The sequence below is a fragment of the Algoriphagus formosus genome (genome assembly GCF_002807035.1).
GTDB classification, from domain to species: Bacteria; Bacteroidota; Bacteroidia; order Cytophagales; family Cyclobacteriaceae; genus Algoriphagus; species Algoriphagus formosus.
In genome coordinates, this window is sequence record NZ_NIUC01000001.1 from 200,812 (window position 1) to 225,437 (window position 24,626).

25 protein-coding genes are annotated in these 24,626 nt (G+C 42.0%); 12 read left to right on the forward strand and 13 right to left on the reverse strand.

Going from position 1 to position 24,626, the window contains the following annotated elements; all coding sequences use genetic code 11:
- Positions 1–31 precede the first annotated feature (31 nt).
- Positions 32–3,154 (reverse strand): VPS10 domain-containing protein, encoded by a 3,123-nt coding sequence (locus CDH51_RS00920; RefSeq protein ID WP_100626846.1) that lies wholly within the window; start codon positions 3,152–3,154, stop codon positions 32–34.
- Positions 3,155–3,320: 166 nt separating this feature from the next.
- On the opposite strand from CDH51_RS00920, the gene CDH51_RS00925 reads away from it, so the two are divergent.
- Positions 3,321–5,162 carry a M1 family metallopeptidase gene (locus CDH51_RS00925; RefSeq protein WP_100626847.1) on the forward strand — a complete coding sequence of 614 codons (1,842 nt, stop codon included), beginning with the start codon at positions 3,321–3,323 and terminating at the stop codon, positions 5,160–5,162.
- 63 nt (positions 5,163–5,225) lie between these two features.
- Here the strand turns inward: CDH51_RS00925 and CDH51_RS00930 are convergent, their stop codons facing one another.
- Both CDH51_RS00930 and CDH51_RS00935 read right to left on the reverse strand, forming a co-directional pair.
- Entirely contained in the window at positions 5,226–5,402 is a 177-nt protein-coding gene (locus tag CDH51_RS00930; RefSeq protein ID WP_035475384.1) for a histone H1, read from the reverse strand.
- Between the two features lie 99 nt (positions 5,403–5,501).
- Positions 5,502–6,752: an aminotransferase class I/II-fold pyridoxal phosphate-dependent enzyme gene (locus CDH51_RS00935; RefSeq protein ID WP_100627766.1), complete on the reverse strand. Its 1,251-nt coding sequence runs from the start codon at positions 6,750–6,752 to the stop codon at positions 5,502–5,504.
- Positions 6,753–6,928: 176 nt separating this feature from the next.
- Between CDH51_RS00935 and CDH51_RS00940 the strand changes: the two genes are divergently transcribed.
- From CDH51_RS00940 to CDH51_RS00950, 3 genes are read left to right on the forward strand one after another with little or no spacing between them, the layout of a single operon-like run.
- Positions 6,929–8,437, forward strand: coding sequence for an acetyl-CoA carboxylase biotin carboxylase subunit (locus tag CDH51_RS00940; protein ID WP_100626848.1), 1,509 nt, complete (start codon positions 6,929–6,931; stop codon positions 8,435–8,437).
- Positions 8,430–9,740, forward strand: a complete 1,311-nt coding sequence (locus CDH51_RS00945) for a DUF1015 domain-containing protein (protein WP_100626849.1) — start codon at positions 8,430–8,432, stop codon at positions 9,738–9,740. Before CDH51_RS00940 ends, CDH51_RS00945 begins: the two co-directional genes overlap by 8 nt.
- Positions 9,709–10,296, forward strand: a complete 588-nt coding sequence (locus tag CDH51_RS00950; RefSeq protein WP_100626850.1) for a Maf family nucleotide pyrophosphatase — start codon at positions 9,709–9,711, stop codon at positions 10,294–10,296. The genes CDH51_RS00945 and CDH51_RS00950 overlap by 32 nt, the downstream gene beginning before the upstream one ends.
- Positions 10,297–10,298: 2 nt before the next feature.
- Here CDH51_RS00950 and CDH51_RS00955 read toward each other — a convergent pair whose 3' ends face one another.
- The 6 genes from CDH51_RS00955 to CDH51_RS00980 all read right to left on the reverse strand — a co-directional run bounded on the left by CDH51_RS00955 (position 10,299) and on the right by CDH51_RS00980 (position 14,362).
- A complete protein-coding gene (locus CDH51_RS00955) occupies positions 10,299–11,090 on the reverse strand; it encodes a cation transporter (RefSeq protein ID WP_100626851.1) in 792 nt (263 codons plus the stop codon).
- A gap of 1 nt (position 11,091) precedes the next feature.
- Positions 11,092–12,114 (reverse strand): hypothetical protein, encoded by a 1,023-nt coding sequence (locus CDH51_RS00960; protein ID WP_100626852.1) that lies wholly within the window; start codon positions 12,112–12,114, stop codon positions 11,092–11,094.
- 5 nt (positions 12,115–12,119) lie between these two features.
- On the reverse strand, positions 12,120–12,431 hold the full coding sequence (locus CDH51_RS00965) for a DUF3817 domain-containing protein (protein ID WP_100626853.1): 312 nt from the start codon (positions 12,429–12,431) through the stop codon (positions 12,120–12,122).
- A complete protein-coding gene (locus CDH51_RS00970; protein WP_100626854.1) occupies positions 12,432–13,007 on the reverse strand; it encodes a hypothetical protein in 576 nt (191 codons plus the stop codon). It lies immediately after the preceding gene.
- A gap of 69 nt (positions 13,008–13,076) precedes the next feature.
- Positions 13,077–13,604 (reverse strand): acyl-CoA thioesterase, encoded by a 528-nt coding sequence (locus CDH51_RS00975; protein ID WP_024282575.1) that lies wholly within the window; start codon positions 13,602–13,604, stop codon positions 13,077–13,079.
- 92 nt (positions 13,605–13,696) lie between these two features.
- Positions 13,697–14,362: a protein-L-isoaspartate(D-aspartate) O-methyltransferase gene (locus CDH51_RS00980; RefSeq protein WP_024282574.1), complete on the reverse strand. Its 666-nt coding sequence runs from the start codon at positions 14,360–14,362 to the stop codon at positions 13,697–13,699.
- A gap of 107 nt (positions 14,363–14,469) precedes the next feature.
- On the opposite strand from CDH51_RS00980, the gene CDH51_RS00985 reads away from it, so the two are divergent.
- The gene (locus tag CDH51_RS00985) at positions 14,470–15,057 is read left to right on the forward strand and encodes a riboflavin synthase (protein WP_100626855.1); all 588 of its coding nucleotides are present in this window, start codon (positions 14,470–14,472) and stop codon (positions 15,055–15,057) included.
- Positions 15,058–15,105: 48 nt separating this feature from the next.
- On the opposite strand, the gene CDH51_RS00990 is transcribed toward CDH51_RS00985, so the two are convergent.
- Together CDH51_RS00990 and CDH51_RS00995 are read right to left on the reverse strand one after the other, a co-directional pair.
- Entirely contained in the window at positions 15,106–16,218 is a 1,113-nt protein-coding gene (locus CDH51_RS00990; protein ID WP_100626856.1) for a formylglycine-generating enzyme family protein, read from the reverse strand.
- Between the two features lie 154 nt (positions 16,219–16,372).
- On the reverse strand, positions 16,373–16,918 hold the full coding sequence (locus CDH51_RS00995; RefSeq protein ID WP_026946495.1) for a ferritin: 546 nt from the start codon (positions 16,916–16,918) through the stop codon (positions 16,373–16,375).
- Between the two features lie 297 nt (positions 16,919–17,215).
- On the opposite strand from CDH51_RS00995, the gene CDH51_RS01000 reads away from it, so the two are divergent.
- The 4 genes from CDH51_RS01000 (at position 17,216) to CDH51_RS01015 (ending at position 20,782) form a co-directional block, all read left to right on the forward strand.
- Positions 17,216–17,731 (forward strand): DinB family protein, encoded by a 516-nt coding sequence (locus CDH51_RS01000; RefSeq protein WP_100626857.1) that lies wholly within the window; start codon positions 17,216–17,218, stop codon positions 17,729–17,731.
- Position 17,732: 1 nt separating this feature from the next.
- Entirely contained in the window at positions 17,733–18,533 is an 801-nt protein-coding gene (locus CDH51_RS01005; protein ID WP_100626858.1) for a PhzF family phenazine biosynthesis protein, read from the forward strand.
- A complete protein-coding gene (locus CDH51_RS01010) occupies positions 18,526–19,230 on the forward strand; it encodes a potassium channel family protein (RefSeq protein ID WP_100626859.1) in 705 nt (234 codons plus the stop codon). Before CDH51_RS01005 ends, CDH51_RS01010 begins: the two co-directional genes overlap by 8 nt.
- A gap of 70 nt (positions 19,231–19,300) precedes the next feature.
- Positions 19,301–20,782 carry a S10 family peptidase gene (locus CDH51_RS01015; protein WP_100626860.1) on the forward strand — a complete coding sequence of 494 codons (1,482 nt, stop codon included), beginning with the start codon at positions 19,301–19,303 and terminating at the stop codon, positions 20,780–20,782.
- Positions 20,783–20,866: 84 nt separating this feature from the next.
- Here the strand turns inward: CDH51_RS01015 and CDH51_RS01020 are convergent, their stop codons facing one another.
- Entirely contained in the window at positions 20,867–21,745 is an 879-nt protein-coding gene (locus CDH51_RS01020; protein ID WP_100626861.1) for a glutamate--tRNA ligase family protein, read from the reverse strand.
- 30 nt (positions 21,746–21,775) lie between these two features.
- On the opposite strand from CDH51_RS01020, the gene CDH51_RS01025 reads away from it, so the two are divergent.
- Complete coding sequence (locus CDH51_RS01025; protein ID WP_157807017.1) at positions 21,776–22,441, forward strand: DUF6503 family protein; 666 nt, start codon at positions 21,776–21,778, stop codon at positions 22,439–22,441.
- 51 nt (positions 22,442–22,492) lie between these two features.
- The gene (locus CDH51_RS01030) at positions 22,493–23,233 is read left to right on the forward strand and encodes a peptidase associated/transthyretin-like domain-containing protein (RefSeq protein WP_100626863.1); all 741 of its coding nucleotides are present in this window, start codon (positions 22,493–22,495) and stop codon (positions 23,231–23,233) included.
- On the opposite strand, the gene CDH51_RS01035 is transcribed toward CDH51_RS01030, so the two are convergent.
- Entirely contained in the window at positions 23,230–23,736 is a 507-nt protein-coding gene (locus tag CDH51_RS01035; RefSeq protein WP_100626864.1) for a DUF4442 domain-containing protein, read from the reverse strand. The genes CDH51_RS01030 and CDH51_RS01035 overlap by 4 nt on opposite strands.
- Positions 23,737–23,820: 84 nt before the next feature.
- Here CDH51_RS01035 and CDH51_RS01040 point away from each other — a divergent pair, with 84 nt between their 5' ends.
- The gene (locus CDH51_RS01040) at positions 23,821–24,624 is read left to right on the forward strand and encodes a M48 family metallopeptidase (RefSeq protein WP_449353825.1); all 804 of its coding nucleotides are present in this window, start codon (positions 23,821–23,823) and stop codon (positions 24,622–24,624) included.
- Positions 24,625–24,626 lie beyond the last annotated feature (2 nt).

Sequence of the window (24,626 nt, forward strand, 5' to 3'; positions counted from 1 at the left end):
TCAAGCTTCCTGCTCTCAACATTAAATCAAATTAGTCTTTCACCGACTCGAATAAGTCAATTTCTGTGCTTTTTACTTTCTCCTCGAAAGCTTTCCAATCGCCATTTAAGAATTCCTCTAGAACGCCAATTGCCTCTGCAGCAGCTTCTTTCGCGTGGTTTAGCGTTCGCTGTTCTGTTGGGCCTGGAGCAGCATAAGAACTACCGGCATAGCGTCTTGGTACAAATTGAAGCGTCATGGTAGTTGGGTAAAGATTTCTTACGATGCCCTGTCCTTCTCGAGTAGGTCCGTTGAAGGCTTCTTTGACTGTCTCCAGTTTCTTCTTGATCTCTTTAGCAGCCTCAGCCAGTGCTTTTGCTTCCTCAGAGTCTAGGTCTTTGGTCATGTCCTGAACTTTCTTGATGGTCTTTTCAGCTTCATCCATTTGATGATTGGCTTTGTTCATTTTGCTTTGCAAAGCTTCCATTTCCTTCATGAATGCATCCTTTGCCTGAAGATCCGCAATCTTTGCTTCGATTCTTGGATCCGAATGAACAGTGATCATGGTTTCAGCTTTTTCCTCCCCATAGACAAATTCTACTTTGTAGGTACCAGGGATGACATCTCCTCCAGAAGGCTCAAAGAATCTGTTTCTATTGGTTCGCTCTCCATAATATTCAGCAGTGGACTTTCTATCGAGATTCCAATTTACCCGATTGACTCCTTTTTCAGGAGTAGTCTTCAGCGTGCGGATTTGCTCGCCAGCTTGATTGTAGATAATGACGGTAACGGTATCTAGCTTTTCTTTGTCATCATTCAAAATGAAGCTCAAGCGGCCGCCTGTCTCACGATTTTCGCCTGCATATTTTCCATCCGCCGGAAAGCGCTCCCCATGTGGTTGTTGAATTTCCACTTGATAAGCATCTGGAGCGGGAACTGCAGTGATTTTGGCAGCTGGAAGGCTTCCATTATTTGCTGCGAAAATCCGCAATGGACGAATATCATCGAGTACCCACATGGATCGCCCGAATGTCCCGATCACAAGGTCAGCTTCACGTTCCTGAATAGCCATATCATAAGTAGAAACAGCCTTAGGATAGCCATGCTCCCACTTATTCCAGGTTTTTGCCTTGTCAAAGGAAACATATAAACCATATTCTGTACCCAAGAAAACCAAGTTAGGCTCTACAGGGTCCTGCTTAATGGAAAGCGTATAGCCCCAGACTTTGGAATCGTCTGCTATCCGTGTGAAAGTTTTCCCAAAATCGCTGCTGTGATAAGCATAAGCAGTGAAGTCATTGTTTCGGTAGTTATTGGCAATCACCCAAACTTCTCCGGCAGCATACTTGGAAGCTTGAATCTGAGCGATCCAGCTTGCTTTAGGTAGTCCGGAAAGCTTAGATGCTACATTAGTCCAGTTTTCGCCACCATCCTGAGTGACTTGAAGATTGCCATCATCAGTGCCTACCCAGATTACATCCGAGTCTACAGGGCTAGGAGCGATGGAAATAATCGTCGTATGGTTTTCAGCACCGGTGATATCAAATGTAAGACCTCCAGTTTGCTGCTGACGCTGCTTGGTAGAATCATTGGTAGTCAAATCAGGGGAAATGATTTCCCAAGTTTCGCCGCTGTCGGTAGACTTGTGCAAGAACTGTGATCCGTAGTACACACCATTTACGTTGTGAGGATCTTCTGCAATCGCAGCATTCCAATTAAATCGAAGGAATACATCCTTGTCCGGATGAGTAGGACGGATAAATCGATTGTGGCCTGTGAGTTTGTCAAAACGGGAAAGATTTCCTCCCTGCGACATGGTGTATCCAAATCGTGAATTTGCTGGATGCGGCACCACATCGAATCCATCGCCGAAGGAGATTTCCTGCCAATAGGTATTTCGAATACCATCTCTTCGCCAGACGTAGGATGGGCCTACCCAAGAACCATTATCCTGCATGCCGCCATAAATATTATAGGGAAGTTCATTATCTACATTGACATGATAAAACTGACCAACAGGCAGCTTTTCTGCGAAATACCAGGTTTTTCCTCCATCGCGGGTAATGTTCAATCCTCCATCATTTCCATCAATCATAAGCTTTGGGTCATTAGGATTAATGTACCAAGCATGGTGATCGGGATGGACTCCCTGGTATTGTAATAACTGTGTAAAAGACTTTCCACCGTCTTCACTCATTCCTACCCGAGAGTAGAGCGTGTAGATACGGTTTTCATTTTTCGGATCAGCGTGAATTTCAAAATAGTAGAATGGTCGATCACCAATTTCCGGCTTGTCATTGATCATTTTAAAGTTTTCTCCGCCATCTTCAGAGACGTAGAGTGCATTCTTTTTTGACTCAACCAAAGCATACACTTTGTTGCTGTTAGAAGCTGAAATGGCAAGACCCATTCGACCATATTCGCTTTTTGGAAGTCCGTTTTTATCGTCTAGCTTTTTCCAGTTTTCGCCACCATCGTAGGTCACATACAAGCCAGAAGAAGGTCCTCCTGATTCAAAAAACCATGGATATCGGCGATGCTGCCACATATTGACAAACAGCTTGTTTGGATTATTGGGATCCATGATCATTTCACCCACGCCCGTTTTTTCGTCGAGGTAAAGAATCTTATTCCAAGTCTTCCCGCCGTCTGTGGTTTTGTAAAGACCTCGGTCTTCTTGCTCTCCCCAAGGTGATCCGATCGCTCCAACATAAACGGTGTTGGGATCGTCAGGATGAACAATGATTCGGTGAATGGCCCTAGTTTTTTCCAAGCCCATCAGCTCCCAGGTTTTACCTGCATCTAAAGATCGGTAAACCCCGTAACCGAGATTTAGAGAGTTTCTTGGGTTTCCTTCTCCTGTTCCAACCCAGATGACAGAAGGATTTTTCTGATAAATGGAAATAGCTCCGATGGAGTGGACAACCTGCTCATCAAAGATTGGCTCCCAATGGATGCCACCTGATGTAGATTTCCAAAGTCCGCCAGAGGCAGAGCCAGCATAAATGATGGAAGGATTATCATCTACAGCATCAATGGCTGTGATTCTTCCACTCATCCCTGCAGGTCCCACATTTCTTGTTTTCATGGATTTGAAAAGGTCCATGTCCACATCTTGTGCAATGACTGTTGAGCCCAAAAGGAGCATCAGCCAGAGGGTAAAGAGTTTTCTCATAGAATTGGTGATTTTTTTATAAATAAAATAAAACTATTCCCGGCATTTTTAATTTTTATGCCAGTGGAAAGAAAATGTGCTGAACAGGAAGTTAGTCCTAAAAATTGATTATCGGTTTGGAGGGTCAGAGCATTTTTCCTTTTCTTTAAGAAAAAATTAGAAATTTATGTCGAATCGTTTTCAAAAGCCTGTTTTGGGGCTTTTTCTATTCCTATTTGGTTCAGTAGCCTGGGCTCAAACTGGTCGTTTTCAACAAGCGGTGGATTATCAGATAGAGGTATCCATGGATGTGAACACCAATCAGTACCAGGGTACGCAGCGCTTGGTTTATTCCAACAATTCGCCTGACACGCTGCATCGAGTTTTTTATCATTTGTACTACAATGCTTTCCAGCCGGGAAGTATGATGGATGTGCGGTCTCGTACGATTGCTGACCCAGACCGTCGGGTGGGAGATCGGATTTCAAAGCTTTCTCCTGATGAGATCGGATATCTGCATGTAAAAAACCTGAAAGTTAACGGGAAAACTGCCGAAGCTAATGAAGTGGGTACCATCCTGGAAGTGACGCTTCCTGAGCCGATTTTGCCAAATTCCCAAGCTACTTTAGAATTAGAATTTGATGGGCAAGTCCCTGTTCAGATCAGAAGATCTGGTCGTGATTCTGAAGAAGGAGTTCGCTACTCCATGTCACAGTGGTATCCCAAATTGGCTAACTACGATGAGCAAGGTTGGCATGCCAATCCATACATCGGACGGGAGTTTTATGGAATTTGGGGAGATTTTGATGTGAAAATCACCATCGATAAGGAATACACTATTGGAGGTACGGGATACTTACAGAATCCGAATGAAATTGGTCATGGATACCAAGATGAAGGTGTAACTGTCCCTGAACCAACGGGTGAAACACTTACTTGGCACTTCAAAGCTCCAATGGTTCATGATTTCATGTGGGGAGCAGATCCAAAATACCAACACGATAAGGTGGTGATGGATAATGGAATCACCGTTCACCATTTCTTTATTCCTGGGGAAAAAACTTCTGAGAATTGGGAGAAACTGAAAGAATTCACCCCAAAGGCGATCGAATACATGTCCAAGCATTTTGGTCAATATCCTTACAAGCAGTTTTCTGTAGTACAAGGTGGAGATGGAGGAATGGAGTATGCTATGTCAACTCTAGTTACCGGCGAGCGAAGCTTGCCTTCTTTAGTAGGGGTGATGGTTCACGAATTAGCACATAGCTGGTATCATGGGGTCTTGGCTACCAATGAGTCTTTGTATCCATGGATGGATGAAGGTTTTACCTCCTATGCGACGAATTTGACTATGGGAGAAATCATGTCACGTGGCAGATCTAATGTTCATGCTGGTAGTTACCGTGGGTATTTCGGTTTGGTCGCTTCTGGACTGGAAGAACCTTTAGCTACGCACTCAGACCACTATCATACAAACCGTGCCTATGGTGCTGCAGCTTATTCCAAGGGTGCTGTTTTCATGGAGCAGATGGGCTATGTGATTGGAGCAGAAGTAAGGGACCGTGGACTACTTCGATACTTCAATGAGTGGCAGTTCAAACATCCAAACGTGAATGATTTAATCCGAATCATGGAAAAAGAAAGTGGCTTGGAGCTAGACTGGTACAAGGAATATTTTGTCTTTACCACCAAGACTATTGATTATGCGATCAAGGAAGTTAAGCCGAACGGAGATAAAACAGAGCTTACGCTTCAGCGAGTAGGGCTGATGCCTATGCCTGTGGATTTGGTCATTACGTATAAAGATGGCTCTCAGGAGTCAATCTATTTACCTTTGGTCATCATGAGGGGAGAGAAAGCTCAGGAGGAAGGAACTCCTACACGCATTCATACCGAAAAATGGGCTTGGGTTAATCTAGAAAAGACGCTTGTCATCGATAGAAATCTAGAGACTATTAAATCAATTGAAATTGATCCAACCAAGCGAATGGCGGATGTACAGCCAGAAAATAATAAAGTAGAGTTTTAAGACTCTACTTTTTAGGCATAAAAAAAGGTGACCATTTGGTCACCTTTTTTATTGTCAGTGGGATCAACCAGCGTTCTTCATATCTTGTACTTCCTTACGGATATCTTGCGCTAGGTTTTTCAAGTCTTGCATGCCTTTACGAACACGTGTACCAGCTGCCTGATTTCCTTTAGAATAGAACTTATCGAAATCTGCTTCGAGGTCCATTACAAGATTTTTTACTTCGTCAAATCTGCTCATAGTAAAAGTAGTTTTTTTAGGTTGATGATAATTTTATAGGGTCAATATAGCCCAAATACTTACTATTTCAATCCTAATGGCCTTTTTTTTGAAAATTTTTTACTCACCAAATGTAATGGCAAGTTCAGAATTCCTGTATTGACCACTAGTCAGTTTTTCTTTCACTGCTGCAAAAGCTTTTACAGTTTCATTTACATCTTCTAAAGTATGAACTGCCGTCGGGATTAACCTCAAGATAATCATGCCTTTAGGTACTACAGGGTAAATCACTACTGAACAGAAGATGTTGTAATTTTCTCTCAAATCATGCGAAAGGGCCGCAGCTTCACCTACAGTACCATTTAGTACTACTGGCGTCACAGGAGAATTTGATTTTCCAGTGCTGAAACCTTCATCATGTAGTCCTTTTCGAAGGGCATTGACGATTTTCCAAAGATTATCCTTAAGCTCAGGTCGTGTTCTTAGTAGTTCCAATCGCTTCAAACCACCCTCTACCAAGATCATTGGAAGTGATTTGGCGAAAATTTGGGAACGCATATTAAAGCGTAGGTAGTGAATTACTTTTTCATCACCAGCAATGAAAGCTCCGATAGAAGCCATAGACTTGGCAAAAGTGGAGAAGTACAAATCCACTTCATCAATTACTCCTTGCTCCTCATGTGTACCAGCACCTGTTTTACCCAAAGTACCAAAACCATGTGCATCATCCACTAGAAGACGGAATTGAAACTTTTTCTTCAGATCGCAAATCTCTTTCAACTTGCCTTGATCACCAGTCATTCCGAAGACACCTTCCGTAATGAAAAGGATACCTCCGCCTGTTTCTGCTGCAAGCTTGGTCGCTCTTTCCAATTGCTTTTCTGCATTTTCGATATCATTATGAGGATACACATATCGTTTACCCATGTGCATTCTTAGAGCATCGATGATACAGGCGTGGCATTCTGAATCGTATACTACGACGTCCTTACGATCAAGTAGGGCGTCGATTACCGACATGATACCTTGATAGCCGTAGTTTAGTAGGTATGCTTTTTCTTTTCCTACAAATTCAGCGAGCTCACTTTCAAGCTGCTCGTGAAGGGTAGTCTGTCCCGACATCATTCGAGCGCCCATTGGATAGGCAGCTCCCCACTTAGCAGCTGCATCAGCGTCAGCTTTACGAACTTCAGGGTGATTGGCTAGTCCTAGGTAGTTATTCAGCGACCAGGTCAAGACCTCTCGACCTTGAAACATCATGCGGGGTGCAATCTCTCCTTCTAGCTTTGGAAACATGTAGTACCCGTCTGACCAAGCTGAATGTTTGCCTAGTGGACCTAGGTTGGTTTGTAGTTTTGCAAATAAATCCAAGGTGATATTATTTATGATTAAGCAATAATTTTTCGGTTTTAAAATTCGCCAAAAATACAACTTATATGCCTACCAAGCAAAAAAGCAAATTGGCTTGGCCTAATCTTTATTTTAAGTCAAATATATTTGTTTTCTTCGCTTTTTAGATTTGATAGACCCAAACCCAACTTTAGAACATGAGAAAAATTCAAAAGCTCCTTGTTGCCAACCGAGGTGAAATTGCCCTTCGTATCATGCGCTCTGCAAAAGAGCTTGGGATAAAAACAGTTGCTGTTTACAGTGAAGCTGATCGGCTTTCCCCTCATGTCAAATACGCAGATGAGGCAGTTTGCTTGGGTCCACCACCTTCATCCGAATCTTATTTGTTGGGTGACAAAATCATCGAAGTTTGTAAAGAACTTAGGGTAGATGCAATTCATCCAGGCTACGGTTTTTTGTCTGAAAATGCAGTTTTTGCAAAGAAAGTGACCGATGCGGGATTGCTTTTCGTCGGACCTTCTCCAGAGTCTATTGAAGTAATGGGAAGTAAACTGGCCGCAAAACAGGCAGTTTCCACCTACGATATTCCTTTGGTACCTGGTACAGAAGAAGCCATTTCTGATATTCCTGCCGCGAAAGAGCGAGCTGCAGAAATCGGCTATCCGATCCTGATCAAAGCTTCAGCCGGAGGTGGGGGAAAGGGAATGCGAATAGTTGAATCGGAAGCAGATTTTGAAGAGCAAATGCAACGCGCTGTCAGCGAGGCGCAATCTGCCTTTGGGGATGGTGCAGTTTTTATTGAAAAGTTTATCACTTCCCCTCGTCATATTGAAATCCAGGTCCTGGGAGATCAGCATGGAAATGTCGTTTATCTCTTTGAACGGGAATGTTCGATTCAGCGAAGACATCAAAAGGTAATTGAAGAAGCTCCTTCAGCCGTAGTGAGCCCCGAAATGCGCAAAGCAATGGGAGAAGCGGCCGTTGGTGTAGCCAAAGCCTGTAATTATTTTGGAGCCGGGACGGTGGAATTTATTGTTGACGGAGATTTGAATTTCTATTTCTTAGAAATGAATACCCGCTTGCAAGTGGAGCATCCTGTCACCGAAATGATCACCGGGAAAGATCTTGTAAAAGAACAAATTTGGATTGCAGAAGGTAGGGAATTACAGTTTACTCAAGAGGATTTGACAATCAATGGGCATTCGGTTGAAGTCCGTGTATACGCTGAAGATCCAAAAAATAATTTCCTTCCGGATATTGGGAAGCTTCAAACTTACCAGAGACCACAAGGGCCTGGAATTCGGGTAGATGATGGTTTTGAGGAAGGGATGCAGATTCCGATTTATTATGACCCGATGATTTCAAAGCTTATTACACACGCTGAAAATCGGGAAGCGGCGATTTCAAGAATGATCCGTGCCATCGATGATTATCAAATCACAGGAATTCAGACTACTTTATCATTTTGCCGCTTTGCTTTGCAGCATGAGGCTTTCGTGAGTGGAGATTTTGATACCAAGTTTGTAGAGAAATATTTTACTCCGGATGTACTGGATGATTCGCTTTCTGAAGAAGAGGAGTCACTTATTGCGGCTTTGGCCGTAGAGTTTTTTGAAAAAGAAAAGCAGTCAACTCAAGTGTCAAGCGAAACTGAGAAAAGTAATCAGAACTCTGCCTGGAGAAAAAGATTGAAAATCGATGGCTGAAATCCTTCCACTTCGAGCATGGCGATATGCTGACACTTTCAATTCCAAGATAGAAGAACTTACCGCGCCACTTTTCGATGTCGTTTCTTCCAAGCAACGGGAGCTTTTGTATGAAAATCCCTTAAACAGCATTCATCTTTCTGTCCCAAAGGGCGCTGATCCGGGAAAGGAGGCTTTTGAAACACTTCAGAAGTGGAAATCAGAAGGAATCCTCCATCAGGATTACCTACCCGGAATCTATGTTTACTATCAATACTTCAGACTTCCAGGGGAGACCACAGAGCGCTGTCGAAAGGGTTTCATAGCACAAATCAAAGCCTATGACTGGGAAGAAAAGCAAATCTTACGACATGAAAACACCATCGTTTCTGCTGTAAATGATCGGGTGGATCTTCTTAAAAAAGCCAAAATTCAAGCGTCTCCAACCCATGGATTATACGATGATCCTGAATTCAAACTGGAGCAATGGATGGATGAAGCCATTCAAAGCCCTCTTTATGAATTAGAAGATTATCAGGGAGTTAGGGAAGTTTTGGCAGTGATTCATGATCGGCAGGTGATATCCGAGTTTTTGGATTTGCTTGCTCAAAAGCAGGTGGTCTTGGCAGATGGTCATCACCGAATTGAGGGAAGTATTGCCTTGAGACATGAAATGAAAAATGAGTATTCTGACAGGAAGTGGAAAGCTCATGATTACCACCTGATGTATTTGACAAATGCTGCATCAGATGATCTAAAAATCCTGCCAACCCACAGACTATTTTATGGATTGACCGAGAGTCAAGATTCCTTTTTAGATAAATTATCAGCATGGTTCGAAGTAAAGAAATTTGGGGATGCTGAAGAAATCGGGAATTATGCCCTGCACAAACCATTTTCTTTTGGTTTGCTACTAGGAGAGGAGGGGTATGTACTCGAATTAATTCCCGAGAAGTACAAGACTATCAATCATGATTTACCGGAAGTGATTCGAAAGCTGGACCTTGCTGTTTTACATGAGGTGGTATTCAATCAAATCTTGGGAATCAATCGGGAAGAACAGCGAAATTCATCACAGATTGCCTATGAGCGGAATTTTGCTCGCTGTCTCAGGCAGGTGAGATCAGGTCAGGCTAGTTTTGCTTTGATCACCCGAGAACTTTCAATGCGAACTGTCATGGAAGTTTGTCAATCGGGACATTTGATGCCGCAAAAATCTACGTACTTTTATCCTAAGGCATTGACTGGACTGCTTTTTGCCAGTATAGAACAAAGTGAATTTGAATTCAATTATGATGCGTTTTTTAGAAAATCTGAAGGATAAGAAAATCATTTTAGCATCCAATTCACCTCGTAGGCAGGACTTGCTTCGAGGCCTGGAGATGGAGTTTGAGATCAAATCCAGTCCGGTGGATGAATCTATTCCTTCAGATATTCCGGCCGAATACGTTGCCGCTTACCTTTCTAAATTGAAATCAGAATCTTTCCCCGATGAACTTTTGGAAAATGAGATTTTGATTACTTCTGATACCGTGGTGATTGAAAATGGGCATGTTCTAGGTAAGCCCCAATCCGATCAGGAGGCCTTTGATATGATCAAAAGTCTCTCTGGAGCTACGCACACCGTGATGACTGCTGTGACCATCAAGGACCGCTTGAAAAGAATCACCTTGGAGGATGAAACCTTGGTCACTTTTCGATTTTTGGAGGAAGAGGAGATTTGGCATTACATCAAGGAATACAAGCCATTTGATAAAGCTGGTGCTTATGGCATTCAGGAATGGATAGGGTTCATCGGTGTTTCCCGCATTGAAGGTTCTTATTTCAATGTCATGGGATTCCCGCTTCATTTGGTCTATGAGCAATTGAAAAAGTGGTGATTTTATTTCGCCAATTTCAAAATCCGCCAAGCTCCCAAACTCACCAAAACGAATACAAATGCCCCGATGATCAAATCGGGTAGGGAGGAATCTAGCCAAAGGACCATCGAGCCGGCAAGGATTACCCCTGCATTGATTAGGATATCATTGGAGGTGAAAATCATACTTGCTTTCATATGGGCTTGCTGACTTTTTGATTTTTGCAAAAGGTAAAGACACCAAGCATTTGCTATCAATGCCAAAATCGAAATAATGATCATCCACTGGTAATCAGGCCTTTCATCCACATTCAGAAACCGTCTGACCACTTCATAAAAACCTCCGGCTGCCAATAAGAGCTGAAAAACACCTGCTATTCCAGCTACTTGTTTTTGTCTCGTGATGCTGCTTCCGACCGCAATCAAACTGAGTGCATAGACCAATGAATCGGCAAGCATATCCAAACTGTCGGCCACTAATCCCATGGATCCCGCTAGCCAACCGAAAATCATTTCGATCAGAAAAAATGAAAAATTAATGATCAGAACTGTCCACAGGAGCTTTTTCTGAACACCATCCTCCGACTTTTCAAAATTCTCAATCTCAGTGGTTTGGACAAATTTACTTCCAAGGTTTAACTCCTCGAGTGCAGCCGAGATTTCCTTCACATCTCCTTCATGCGAGACATCCAAAACCCTTTTCTCCAAGTCAAATGAAAGTCCGGCAATTCCCTCTACGATTTGAAGTTTCATCCGAATCATCGTTTCTTCGGATGGACAATCCATTTGAGAAATTGAAAAAGTAGACTTGTTCATTTTAGTAATTAAGCACCTGTTGCAAGCTGACTCGGAGAATCTGTCCCATATTTTGGCAACTCATAAACTTCTGATTTTTGTAATGTCGGGCCAGTTCCCTCCTCAGACTATCGATATTTTCTAAAGGTGAAATATGATCATTTTCCATTGCTAGAAGGATGGCTTCAATTTCCTGCTTAGAAGACTTAACCCGCGTAGCAATCAAAGCTCGCTCTTCCCGCTGATATTGGCGCATGGATTCTGGAGTGATGTATTTCATTCCCAACTGTATAAGGACATTGTTTTCCTTGAAATATTGGGGTAGGTAGATAGACTTTTTTCCCTCATAGGATTGCTGATCGAAGTCAATTGCGCGGATCCGATAATTGGTTTCCTCAAAGTCTGGAGTCACATCGATTACAAAATTTGAAGAATGCATGTCGCCTAGCAATCTTACGAAGCAGCGCTCATTGAATTTCACAAACTCTTTTGCCAATCGAATGGGATTCAGGTGAGAATCCTGCATGTGCAGTCGCATAAATTTATCTCCAGGAATTCCTGCGATATGCTCCTCAATCAGGGTGTTTCGATGTACGAGGTAGCTAATTCTATTGGGAGAAAGTAAATGTTCCAGCTCTAGCCCATAAACCCTTGAGGCGTCCGCATTTTTGATATAGAAATAGTCAAAATTATCATTGATCCGGTTTACGATTCGAATTCGGAAGGGCTGAGTATTCCCATAAATGCACAGATCAATTCGATCGATGTAGAGATGCTCCATGACCGACATGTCACCTCCGGCTTTTAGGATCGCATAGATTCGCTTGACATTGTAATGAATCTCTTCCCGGTCACTCTGTTCATAAAAAACAGTTTCCCATAGCGTGTCCTGCTCTTTGGAGTCGTACAGCGCTATTGAATCTTTGTATCGAAGCAGCTCATCGTAGTGGATTGGGATATCCACTTCCCTTCCATGATTGATCAGGTAATCTCTTAGCCCTTCGTTGATTGGGTAGACTTGCTTTTTTTTACTGATCAAAGCCATGGCAATTAAAAATCAACTTGCTGACTCTTTCGTAGATTACGATCAAAAATAAACGGTCCAAAGGGAAGCACAGAAGCAATTAATGCAAAGAGCGTCCGGCTAAAATCCCATTTCAGTTTGGAAGCGGTAGGAAATACCACATAGATATAGATGACAAATAATACCCCGTGAATCCAACCAACTACGGTGACTGCCATTGGGAGTTCATAGATATATTTGAGCGGCATAGCAATGAAGAGGAGTACCAAAAAAGATATTCCTTCGATTAAGCTTATCCATTTGAAGCGCTTGGCCCATTTTATTTGTTCGGTATTCATTTAGCTGATATTAAATAGGGTTTGAAGGTTTTCCCAGAGCTTCTTTTTCAGTGCTCTATCCATACTAATTTGTGTGAGAGAATCAGCAAATAGGTATTCGGTTTCTTCTTCTGTTTTGATTTGATAGGAAGGTATCGGCAGGGCGTTGATAGGGTGTGAGATCTTTCCAAACTTAATGACCTTGTGAGCATTAATTGCCTGAAAATCTTCCAAACTTTTCCCCTTCAATTCTTCACTGCTCAGAAGCCCCACATCACTCATGGAATGATTTACGGCCGAAACCATCTTCGACAGCATATCCATCACTTCATCTGCAAGCTCGTCTTCCTCATGAAGGATCAAAATCCCTTTGGCAAATTGCCCTCGAACGATTGGAGCAATAGGTTCCTTTACCTCATCTGCGACACTGGAATCATCCACAGGTGGAGCTTGATCGTAGGTAGGAGTTGTTTCTTTTTTAACATCTTTTCTTGGTTCTGTTTTTCCAGGGGATAAAATTTGATCAATCTCTTCTGGAACCAAGTATAAATCTTCGTTCAGGAGTAATTTAAGACTATGTAGTGAGTCACTTTCCATGCTTGAAAATTGCTTAAAAATTGGTCGCCTCCCAAAAAAAAAGGAGACTTTGTTAGTCTCCTGATCGAATTATTGCGGAATGTCCAAATTGAAGATGGATTTAAGCTCCACGGCATCCTCAGGTTTCATCCTTTTTGCCAAGACTAGGCGTAATTGTCGTCTTCTGAGTGCTCCCTCGTATAGCTCAATTTCTTCTTTCGTCTCCGGCACTACCTCAGGCACTTCTATCGGTTTGCCGTTTTGATCAACTGCTACAAAGGTGAAAAATGCCCGGTGAGTGACCGTCTTTTTGTTAGCAGGAATATCCTCAGCCGTGACTTCGATGTGTACCTCCATGGAAGAGTTGAAAGCCCGAGTGACTTGAGCTGCCAAGGTCACCACATTTCCCAAAGCAATTGGCTGTTTGAAGGAAATGCTATCTGCAGAGGCTGTGACTACGATTCGATTGGAGTGCTTCTGTGCAGCAATGGCAGCCACCACATCCAACCAATGCATCAAGCGACCACCCATCAGGTTATTCAAGGTATTGGTATCGTTGGGCAATACCATTTCTGTCATGATAGTTGCCGAATCTTTAGCAAATTTTTTCTTAGCCATATTTCAATGATTTGAGACAAAAATAAAAATTATATTCTAAATAATGGCTTGAATTTATTTTGAAACAAAATTTTATTCTGATTCAATTTCTATTACCGCCAGCCGTCTTTTCCCAAAAGAGGGACAAAAGCGAAATAGTCATATTCTTCAGAAGTATATTTGCCGCCTTTTTGTTTGGTGATTTTAAGCATTTTTTGACGGCTTCGGTCACCTACTGGGATTACTAGAATTCCTCCCGGCACCAACTGCTCAATAAGTGCATCAGGAACGACCGGAGCTCCGGCAGTTACCAAAATCCGGTCAAAAGGTGCATGACTTGCCAAGCCTTGGGATCCATCTCCATAAAAAAGCTTCATATCAGTGATGCCAAGCCTATTAAGAAATTTTTTGGTCCCCTCGAAAAGCTTCTTTTGATATTCGATGGTATACACTTCTGCTCCCATCAAGTGGAGAATACTTGCCTGATAGCCTGAACCTGTTCCGATTTCCAGGATTTTTTGACCGGGCTTTACGTCTAAGAGCTGAGTTTGAAAGGCAACAGTGTAAGGCTGGGAAATGGTCTGACCCTCTCCAATCGGGAAAGCTTTGTCTTCATAAGCATGAGAAACTAGCGCTGAGTCAAAGAAAAAATGTCTGGGTAGGGTATTAATCGCTTCTAGGACTCGTTCGTCAGAGATTCCTTTCTGTTTGATTTCACGGACAAGGGCTTTTCTTTTTCCCTTGTGAAGGTAAGTGTCTTCGAGCTTCAGGAGTGGCATATTTTATTTGGATTCCGGTCGAAGATAAGTGATTATTTGGCTTAATTTGAAACCCTTTAGGGCATTTTGTACTTAATCATTGAAACTCAATCAAAAAGAAATCACGCATGTTCACTGGTATCATCGAATCGTTTGGCACGGTAAAAGAAATCGTAAGGGAAGGCTCAAATGCACATTTTTTATTGGAGTCCAATTTAGCTCCTGAACTGAAGGTCGACCAATCGCTTGCACATGATGGGGTTTGCCTGACTGTAGTAGAAACTACTGCCCAAACCTACAAAGTCACAGCAATTGACGAGACGATTCAAAAGACCAATCTTTCGGAATGGACTGTTGGTAAAAAAGTAAATTTAGAGCGATGCATGTCTGCAAACGGACGCTTTGATGGACATATTGTTCAAGGTCATGTCGATCAAGTAGCAAGAATTACTGGAATAAAGGATGAGAACGGTTCTTGGGTTTTTGATTTTGAATATGATTCAAGCCTTGGGAATGTCACCGTAGAGAAGGGATCAATCACGATTAACGGGACTAGTTTGACCTGCTTTAATTCCGGACCGGGGGTGTTTTCTGTTGCTATTATTCCATATACCTACGAACACACCAATTTCCACCAATTGAAGGTTGGGGATACCGTCAATTTGGAGTTTGATATCGTAGGAAAGTATATCAAGCGAATTCTTAAAGGTTACTAATAAAAAAGGCCTCCAAAATGAGAGGCCTTTATTGTGTCGAATCAATGCTTACTTAAGCGTAAGGTTCTTGTTTTCAGGGTCCTTTACCAGTCTAAAGCCGACATTGGAAGTTCCTGAATCATAGGCTTGACCTTGTCTAGCTGAGGGACGATAATTTACGCAGTAATTGGCTGCACAAAGATAGGAGCCCCCTTTGATGACGCGTTCTTGAGCGAAGGGATTATCAGGATTGTAACATGGATTCATACCCGCATCAAGCTTAGGCGCTTCGCCAGCCAGTCTAGCGTACTTCAACGCATCATACCAATCACTCGTCAATTCCCAAACATTTCCAATCATATCATAAAGTCCAAATGTATTTGGTGCAAAAGATTTCACAGGGCTTGTGCCTGAAAAACCATCCATTGCAGTATTTTCACTAGGGAAAGTGCCTTGAAAAGTGTTTGCTAGATATTGGCCGTTTGGAGTGAGCTCATCACCCCAGGCAAATCGCTTTCCGTTCATTCCACCTCTGGCAGCAAACTCCCACTCGATCTCGGTTGGCAAGCGCTTCCCAACCCATTCTGCATAGGCAACCGCATCATCATAGGCGATGTGAACTACAGGATGATTTTCTCTACCTTCTAAGTTCGAATCAGGTCCTTCAGGATGTTTCCAAGATGCTCCATTGACCCAGGTCCACCAAAGTGAAATATCCTGAAGCGGAACTTGATAGGGTGGTGGAGTAAAAACCAAGGATCCCGGAACAAGCACCGAATCATCTGGTTTTGGTGTGCCTGGAGGTAGTTGTTTTTTTAATTCTTCCCATTCGATAGGCCGCTCAGCCATCGTGACGTAGCCTGTTTGCTCCACGAATTCGGCAAATTCAGCATTCGTAACCTCATGGGTATCCATCCAAAAGCCTTCTACTTTCAGTCGAACTGCAGGCTTTTCAGCAGCATAGGCGTCAGCCTCGTTCGTCCCCATCGTAAATTCACCTCCCGGAATCCATGCCATCCCTTCAGGAGTATCCTTGGTAGGCATTGGTGTGTCGTAGACTATTTGATCTTCGGATTCTGGATTTTGGGTTTGAGATTTTTCCGAACAAGAAAATCCAATTATGGCTAGGGAAAGAAAAGCAACTTTGGTATTGATCAACCCTTTGGCTCTGATATTTTTCATACTTGAAATTAAAAACAAAATCTTGATTCTTGAACTCTGAGCTCTAAGTATACTCTAGATCCTCTGGATTATTGTTAAAATTTGCCGAATACCTGCACAAAAAAAAGCGATAGAAGTTATTCCATCGCTTTTTGAAAATCTTGTGTAAATGCAATTAAGCCTCGTCAGCGTGGGCTGATGCGTGCAATTTGCCCAATTCTTGATCGATAGTCCACAATCCTACACCCTCTTCTCCAATGATATCGAATAGTTCAAGTGCACGACGAGACATGGTCTCTTCTTCTCGCTGCTCGGTCACATACCACTGCATAAAGCTGAACGTGGCGAAATCCTTCACAGAAAAGGCGTGATCTACGATGTTATTGATTGATTTGGTGACTTTGATTTCATGTTCAAGAATCAACTCAAATACTTCGCGAAGTGAATTGAAATTATGTCTGATTCCATTGATTTCTGGCTGAATAGCATGACCACCTGCCTCATTTACATATTGGAAAAGCTTCATCATGTGCATGCGCTCTTCGTCAGAATGCGTATAAAGGTATTTGGCTGCGTTCTCATAACCCATCATATGGCACCAGGAAGCCATGGAGAGATAATATGCTGAGCTTTTACCTTCCATTTCGATTTGCTGATTCAATAGCTGTTCTGTGTCGTGCAGCAAAGAACGCTGCAAAGTGACTATTTCTCTTTCCTTCATGTCTAATTTTGTTTTATACAAATAAAACCAAACCTAAGTGAAGTAGTTTCAAATGCTACCTATTAACTCAAAATTTAGAATTGATATAATTAAAAATGAGATAAAATCTTGGCTGTTTTTATCGAAATGATAGGAGTTGAGAATTGGTAGGGTAAATGTGTTCTCCCGACGTTTTTTATAAGAGGTTTAATTTGATTTTTAGATAAGAGCAAAATAAAAATTCAAGCTCAATAAGGATGGTTTTGATCTTAATCCTAAATTTATCCAGCAGAGACACGAAATTAAATCTTGCACGGAATGGATAATTTTAATTTGCCAAAGAAAGGCGAATACCCCGCTTATTATGATCGATATTTAGGGTTGGTTGAAAATCAAAACTATTGTGAACTAATCGAAAAGCAGGTAAATGACTTGATGGATTTATTCAAGTCCAAATCAGAAGACTGGCCAAATCTACCCTATCAGGAAGGAAAGTGGTCTCCCAAAGAAGTGCTCGGTCATGTGATAGATACTGAGCGTATCATGACTTTTCGTGGTCTTTGCTTCGCAAGAGGGGAGCGTTCTGCTTTACCAGGTTTTGATCAGGATCCATATGTGCTGAATGCACGATTTGGAGCGGTTTCCACGCAATTGCTTTTAGAGGACTTTTCAGCTTCAAGAAAAGCTTTGGTTTCCCTGATTCGCACTTTATCGGATGAAATGCTTGATTTTCCCGGTCAGGTGAACGGCAATCAAATGACTCCTAGAGCTTTGTTTTGGATCATTCCCGGCCATTTTATTCATCATTTGGATATATTAAAAACCCGCTATTAAAATGAGATTAGAAATAGGTGTAGTTGATGCATTTACTGAAAAGCCCTTTTCTGGCAATCCAGCGGCTGTTTGTTTGTTGGAGCATGATCTTTCTGATGAAATGCGGCAAAATATAGCCATGGAAATGAATCTCAGCGAAACAGCATTTGTGCAGCGAACTGAGCGAGAAGGTCATTTTAATCTGCGTTGGTTTACACCCACCTTAGAGATTGACCTCTGCGGGCATGCGACTTTGGCTTCCTCCTTTTGGATGCTTCGCAAAGGCTGGGCTAAAGAAAATGTGCCTATCCATTTCCATACCATGAGTGGTGAGCTGATTGTAAACGCGAGTCATGATGGCTTGGAGATGAATTTTCCTTTGATTCCCACGGTCGAGGATCAGCATCCTTATTTTCAAAAGGAATTATTTGGAAAAAAAATAGTAAAAGCGGCACAGTTACATAAAAACTGGATTTTTGAATTGGGAAATGAGGATTCGGTACGTTCTCTTGAACCGGATTTTATGCTGATTGCAAAGCATAGCCAGGAGGGTTTCATTATCACCGCAGCAGGTGAGAAATATGATATTGTTTCACGCTTTTTTGGTCCAAATGTAGGAGTACCAGAAGATCCTGTAACAGGTTTTGCACACTGTGCCTTAATGGATTATTGGAATCAAAAAACAGGGAAAACCCAACTAAAGGCATACCAGGCAAGTAGGAGAGGTGGTGAATTGGAGCTGGAAAAACATGATGATCGCGTGCTCATCAAAGGGAAGGCAGTTGTCGTTTATCAAGCGGAAATGGAATTGAAAAATGAATGATCAAATACCACCAAGTCGAAGACCTATAAAAAGGTATTTCAGGCATTTCACAGACTATTGGCTGACTGATGCCAGTTTTAGCATATTGCTTTTTGTGCTCTTGTTTACAGTTTTTGTCCTACCAATATTAATTGAGTATGGTCATATTGACATGCTCTATGTAAACCTCGTCTTCCTCTTTCTATTTTTTACGGGAATCTGGTCTTCAAAAAAGAAAATATTTATTTTCCTTACCACAGGCCTTTTCTTTACCCAATTGGGATTAAGGCTTTTACGTTTTAGTGATTTCCCTGTAGAATTCTATCTACTAGAAAGAATAGTAGGTATACTTAATATGATCATATTCATATTATTGAATATCAGTTTGTTATTTCGTGATCGTGAAGTCAATCTCTATCGAGTAATCGGCGCTATCAATGTCTATTTAAGTGTAGCGATTTTGGGTGCTTTCGTATTTGAAATTATTCACCTTACGACTGATTCTAGTATAGCAGGAGGCGATAGGCCGCTATTAGGTTTGGATGATGATTTTGCCGAATACATTTATTTCAGCATGGTTTCCTTGACTACTGTTGGCTTTGGTGATCTTTACCCAATCAATGTCATGTCCAAAATGCTTTCTGTCTTTCTTTCTACTGTCGGCATCTTGTATCCAGCTGTAGTGATTGCGAAGCTAGTTGGAGAATCAAGGCGCTAGTTTCCATTAGTGTAAAAATGAATTCGCCATAAAAGATCAATCCTTATTTTGAGGTTCAAATTACCTATCTATGAAAAAACAATTACTCATAATCCTATTTGCATCCATTTGCCACATTGGCTTGGCGCAAGAAATTCGTAAGCTCCCTGTAGAAACGAAAGTTGAGAAGCAGGCCGAGGTGACCATCAAAGGAAAGCGCGTTCCTTATAAATCAACAGCAGGAACACAGCCTGTTTGGGATGAAAACGGTGATCCGATCGCTTCGTTATTCTACACTTTTTATGAAAGAACGGATGTCAGTGATAAATCCAAGCGTCCTTTGGTAATCTCCTTTAATGGAGGTCCTGGTTCAGCATCGATTTGGATGCATTTGGCTTATACTGGGCCTGTTTTACTTAAAATTGATGATGAAGGATACCCGGTTCAGCCCTACGGGACTAAGTCAAACCCTCATTCCATTTTGGATGTGGCTGATATCGTCTATGTAGACCCTGTGAATACCGGTTATTCTAGAATTCTAAACGAAGAAACTCCACGATCAACCTTCTTTGGTATTAATTCTGATATCAAATATCTAGCAGATTGGGTCAATACTTTTGTGACCAGACAAAATCGCTGGGCTTCGCCAAAATACCTAATTGGAGAAAGTTATGGTACCACGCGAGTTGCTGGTCTGGTTTCACAGCTTCAGAATTCACACTGGATGTATTTCAACGGGGTCATTTTGGTTTCACCAACAGATATGGGAATTGAAAGAGGTGGGCCAGTGAAAATGGCTAACTACTTCCCTTATTACGCGGCGACCGCTTGGTATCATGGACAGCTTCCATCTGATTTGCAAAGCAAGGATTTGGATGAAATCATTCCAGAAGTGGAGAAGTTTGCCGTTGAGGAGGCTCTTCCAGCCATGGTCAAAGGAGGAAGCCTTTCTTCATCGGAAAAGGATGCAATGGCTACTAAAATGGCTCGGTATTCCGGTCTTGATAAAGAGGTTTTCCTTTCCAATAACTTAATGGTTGGAACAAGCCTATTCTGGAAAGAACTTCTTCGAGATGAAGGTATGACGGTGGGTCGTCTGGACAGCCGCTACAAAGGTTTCGATCGGATGGAGGCAGGAGTTCGATATGATTTCGATCCAGCATTGACTAGCTGGAATCATGCTTTTGCTCCGGCTTTTAATCATTATGCTAAAAACGTCTTGGGCTTCGAAACTGACCTAACCTACAATCTATTCGGACCTGTTCATCCTTGGGATCGATCCAATGAGACTACTGGATATGATTTGGGGCAGGCAATGCGTCAAAATCCTTACTTGCACCTGATGGTTCAGTCGGGATACTTTGATGGAGGTACGGACTTCTTCAATGCGAAATATAGCCTTTGGCACATCGATCCAAATGGAAAAATGGCGGATCGAATATCATTCAAAGGTTACAGATCAGGTCATATGATGTATTTAAGAGCTGAAGACTTGGCCACATCCAATGAGGATATTCGGCAGTTTATCCAAAACTCCATGGTCGAAGAAGGCATGCCTGCCAAATACGATTAATTTGATTTAAATACTGAAAAATTATCAGCTTGAGTGCTAGTCAAAATTGATTTAAGCGCTCAAGCTTTTTTTATTCAAACTTTCTCAAAAAGCTAATGCTGCCTTAAACTCATCAAAGTTTCTAATAGGCTTTTCTACTTGCATCATTTTTCCCAGTAAGAGATAAACTTCTTCCAGGCTTTTTCCGCTTTTTCTCAAGAATTGGATGGATGTAGATCCATCCGACTTTGCAAGTTTCTTTCCATCTGGACCCTTTAGAATGGGATGATGATAAAAACTCACTTTTTCAAAAGCTGTATCCTTCAGGCTTTTGGCCAAAAAAACCTGTGCTAAACTGGAATGGTAAAGATCTCTTCCTCTTACGATAAGGTCAACACCATAATATGTATCATCAATTACCGATGTCAATTGATAGGCGGGCATTTCGTCCTTTTTTCGAACGATGAAAAAAGCCACGTCTTCAGGCAGAACCTCCTCTTTTGTTTTCCCATGAATATCCTGAATCTTAACCAGTTCATCTTCAAAGGTATTAATTCGCCATGCAGCTTCCTTTTTGGTTTTGGAGATGTTTCTATCCAAGCAATGTCCTAGGTAGTAGCCTGAAGAGTTCATTTGAGAGATTTTCTTGCGAGAGCAAGTACAAGAAAAAAGGCAGCCTTCGGCCCAAAGCTTTTCCAGAGCTTCTCGGTACAAATCAAGGCGATTCAGCTGTGTCCAATTGACCAAAAAATCCTCAGGTCCTTTGGGCCCCAAATCGTAGCTGATTTCCAAAAAGTCCAAAGTCTCAAAAATATCGACCAGATATTCCATCCGAAATCGCTCCCTGTCCAAATCATCTATTCGAAGAAGGATTTTCGCACCTGATTTTTCTGCCAATGCTTTGGTCACCAAAAAAGAATAAGCATTGCCAAGATGCAGATAACCGCTAGGAGTGGGAGCGATACGGGTGAGTTTGAAATTCATGAAGTAAAAATACGTACCTTAAAACAAAAAATGCGTGCATTTATTTGTCTTTGTACAGTTTTGATTTTTTCATGCTCTTCGCGACAAAGCGACGAATGGACAGGCCCGCAGCTGATTCAAAAGTCCATTCAATTTCATGACCCAGCCGGAAATTGGGCTGAATTCAAAGGGACATTGGAAATCGAGGATAGTCTTCCGGCAGATCGTCCATCCCGGAAGTATGCAGTTTCATTTGACAACGAGCTTTCAAAGATTATCTACCGAAAAGATGATCTTCATTTTATCATTTGGAATGACTCAGTCCAAGTTTTCGAGGGGGAAATAGCTCAAGACCGCGCTATTATGCTTCGAAATTATTACTCCTATCTATGGGGGCTTCCCATGAAGCTTCAGGATCCAAATACCATAATCGAAAAAGAAATAAAAACCGAGGTTTTGAATGGAGTAGACTATTGGGTAGTAAGGGTGCCTTATGAAAAGGATGTTTGGTATTTCTATTTGGACAAAGAAAGTTTTGAGATGAAAGCTTACAAGTTTTATCAAGATGAGGCTGCCCAAAAAGGAGAAATTATCTATCTGGATGGCCTTTTAGAAGTTTCAGACATGAAAATCCCAAAAACGCGAACCTGGTATAGAACTGAGAAAGATGAGTTTCTTGGGACTGATATTTTGGTGAAGGCCTCAGAAGGAGCTTAAGTTCTTTTAACGGAGATTATTTTATGATAGCCTGAGCTAGGCTTATTTTCGATGGTGATTCGTTTTATCTTTTTTCTTTTCGCCTATTTCCTGGTGCTATCTTCTTTGGCACAGCGCACCTATTCTGGCAATATCATTGATAGTCAGGACAAGGGTTTCTTGGAGGGAGTGAAGGTGCAATCTGTAAGTTCTGGCGAAGAAGTGTTGAGTAATAGCAGAGGTTATTTTTCTATTTCCGCGTTTCTGGGTGATACCTTGGTCTTTTCCTTTCCCGGGTTTATCTCACAGCGTCAAGCTTTAAGCTCTGAGTTCTTTTTGATGATAGAATTGCAAGACAAGGCTCGATTCCTTCCCACTTTTGAAGTAGAGGGGAATAATTACTCGTATAGCTTTAAAGACGGAAGACTAACAATCCGAGACGAAAATGAAGCCAAAACTCCTTCCCGGAAAGGGGAGGTCATCACTACTCCGATGGATAATGGTGATGGAACAGGAGGGATGGTGATCAGCGGTCCGATATCCTATTTTACGAAGAAAGCTCGGCTCGCTCGAGAATATGAACGAAAAAAACAATGGCTAGCAAGAAGGACTGGGTATTACGAAGTGATAGATTCTGATACTACACGCACCCAATTGATGGAAAAGTATGAATTAAGTCGGGAAGACTGGGATAAAATGGTCATTCGATTTAATCAATTTCATCAACAACATGAATTTTTGGATTGGCCGGAAAGCCGGGTCCGGAAAAGCCTGGAGGAATTTATTCAGATCGAAAGGTCGTTCTTCGATTAGCTTTTGCGCTTGAATGACCAGGTCACATAGAATTTTGCCACAACTTCTCCTGACTCAGAAGTTCCAGTAGAAATCATAGTTAGTTGTGCGGTATCATTCACATTTAGTGAATCAATAAGCTGAAAGAGTTCCCTGCCTTGATCACAAGAAAAAGTGATTTTCTGATTCGCTTTTTTATGGTATTCAGCACGAAAATCAACTACCAGCATGCTGAATTTCCCTTTTCCCGCGAGTGCCAATTGACATAAAGCGCCGGTACTCAACTCGGCCGCTCCCGCCAAGGCGGCAAAATAAATTGATTTGAATGGGTTTTGAGATCGCCAGAAATAGGGGATGGTTACCTGGCATTTGTCCCCCGTCAACTCCTTGATTCTTAATCTCCAAAAGACTGCAGATGGAAGCTTCGCTAACATCGCAAACCAGAAAATCAGCGGACTCCGCATCTTTTTTTGATAATCTTTCGCTTTGTCGTTTAGGGTAATTTCTCGAACCGTAGTTTCCATAATTGAAATTTTTCTGAAGTTAATAAAATTTGAAACGCAAGGTAATCTTGGTATCTTTTTTGAGTTTTATCATCAAAAATTGTCATTATGAAGCGAATTATAGCAGTCCTACTGACAGGACTATTTTTCTATGCATGTGCCACCGTTCCCTTGACAGGAAGGAAGCAATTTGCAGTGGTTGATAATGAAGAAATCCAGCCTCTAGTTAATCAACAGTACGAGGCGACCAAGAAGGAATCTAAAGTACTTACCAACACGCCTGATGGTCAAAAGGTAGTCAAAGTGGGACAGCGAATTGCCCGTGCAGTGGAGTCTTATCTTATCGAAAAGGGTTATTCGGGTATAGTGGAGACATTTGATTGGGAATTCAACTTGCTTGAATCTGAGCAGGTAAATGCCTGGTGTATGCCTGGTGGGAAAGTTGCTTTCTACACGGGAATTATGCCGATTTGCGAAGATGAAACTGGAATAGCTGTTGTAATGGGTCATGAGATTGCTCACGCAGTTGCTTCTCACTCTAGAGAACGGATGTCTAATGGGATGTTGCAGCAATTTGGAATGAGTGTTCTTTCCACAGCTTTGAGTCAAAATCCCACACTTACCAATCAATTATTACTTCAATCAGTAGGAATGGGTTCAGAAGTGGGGATGCTCGCTTTCTCCAGAAAACATGAATTGGAAGCGGATGAGTTGGGTTTGATTTTTATGGCCTTAGCAGGTTATGACCCGCGAGAAGCACCTGTATTTTGGGAGCGAATGAGCGCTGCAGGAGGAGAGGCTCCACCGGAATTTTTATCAACTCACCCTGGTCCAGATCGTAGAATCGAACAGCTTCAAGCAAACATGCCAAAGGCAATGGAGTACTACGAGGAAAGTCAAAAGCAGTAGTC

Bases quoted from the DNA above. Each gene is read 5' to 3' on its own strand.
- CDH51_RS00920 (WP_100626846.1), bottom strand. From the start codon at position 3,154: ATGAGAAAACTCTTTACCCTCTGGCTGATGCTCCTTTTGGGCTCAACA.
- CDH51_RS00925 (WP_100626847.1), top strand. From the start codon at position 3,321: ATGTCGAATCGTTTTCAAAAGCCTGTTTTGGGGCTTTTTCTATTCCTA.
- CDH51_RS00930 (WP_035475384.1), bottom strand. From the start codon at position 5,402: ATGAGCAGATTTGACGAAGTAAAAAATCTTGTAATGGACCTCGAAGCA.
- CDH51_RS00940 (WP_100626848.1), top strand. From the start codon at position 6,929: ATGAGAAAAATTCAAAAGCTCCTTGTTGCCAACCGAGGTGAAATTGCC.
- CDH51_RS00945 (WP_100626849.1), top strand. From the start codon at position 8,430: ATGGCTGAAATCCTTCCACTTCGAGCATGGCGATATGCTGACACTTTC.
- CDH51_RS00950 (WP_100626850.1), top strand. From the start codon at position 9,709: ATGATGCGTTTTTTAGAAAATCTGAAGGATAAGAAAATCATTTTAGCA.
- CDH51_RS00955 (WP_100626851.1), bottom strand. From the start codon at position 11,090: ATGAACAAGTCTACTTTTTCAATTTCTCAAATGGATTGTCCATCCGAA.
- CDH51_RS00960 (WP_100626852.1), bottom strand. From the start codon at position 12,114: ATGGCTTTGATCAGTAAAAAAAAGCAAGTCTACCCAATCAACGAAGGG.
- CDH51_RS00965 (WP_100626853.1), bottom strand. From the start codon at position 12,431: ATGAATACCGAACAAATAAAATGGGCCAAGCGCTTCAAATGGATAAGC.
- CDH51_RS00970 (WP_100626854.1), bottom strand. From the start codon at position 13,007: ATGGAAAGTGACTCACTACATAGTCTTAAATTACTCCTGAACGAAGAT.
- CDH51_RS00975 (WP_024282575.1), bottom strand. From the start codon at position 13,604: ATGGCTAAGAAAAAATTTGCTAAAGATTCGGCAACTATCATGACAGAA.
- CDH51_RS00980 (WP_024282574.1), bottom strand. From the start codon at position 14,362: ATGCCACTCCTGAAGCTCGAAGACACTTACCTTCACAAGGGAAAAAGA.
- CDH51_RS00985 (WP_100626855.1), top strand. From the start codon at position 14,470: ATGTTCACTGGTATCATCGAATCGTTTGGCACGGTAAAAGAAATCGTA.
- CDH51_RS00990 (WP_100626856.1), bottom strand. From the start codon at position 16,218: ATGAAAAATATCAGAGCCAAAGGGTTGATCAATACCAAAGTTGCTTTT.
- CDH51_RS00995 (WP_026946495.1), bottom strand. From the start codon at position 16,918: ATGAAGGAAAGAGAAATAGTCACTTTGCAGCGTTCTTTGCTGCACGAC.
- CDH51_RS01000 (WP_100626857.1), top strand. From the start codon at position 17,216: ATGGATAATTTTAATTTGCCAAAGAAAGGCGAATACCCCGCTTATTAT.
- CDH51_RS01005 (WP_100626858.1), top strand. From the start codon at position 17,733: ATGAGATTAGAAATAGGTGTAGTTGATGCATTTACTGAAAAGCCCTTT.
- CDH51_RS01010 (WP_100626859.1), top strand. From the start codon at position 18,526: ATGAATGATCAAATACCACCAAGTCGAAGACCTATAAAAAGGTATTTC.
- CDH51_RS01015 (WP_100626860.1), top strand. From the start codon at position 19,301: ATGAAAAAACAATTACTCATAATCCTATTTGCATCCATTTGCCACATT.
- CDH51_RS01020 (WP_100626861.1), bottom strand. From the start codon at position 21,745: ATGAATTTCAAACTCACCCGTATCGCTCCCACTCCTAGCGGTTATCTG.
- CDH51_RS01025 (WP_157807017.1), top strand. From the start codon at position 21,776: ATGCGTGCATTTATTTGTCTTTGTACAGTTTTGATTTTTTCATGCTCT.
- CDH51_RS01030 (WP_100626863.1), top strand. From the start codon at position 22,493: ATGGTGATTCGTTTTATCTTTTTTCTTTTCGCCTATTTCCTGGTGCTA.
- CDH51_RS01035 (WP_100626864.1), bottom strand. From the start codon at position 23,736: ATGGAAACTACGGTTCGAGAAATTACCCTAAACGACAAAGCGAAAGAT.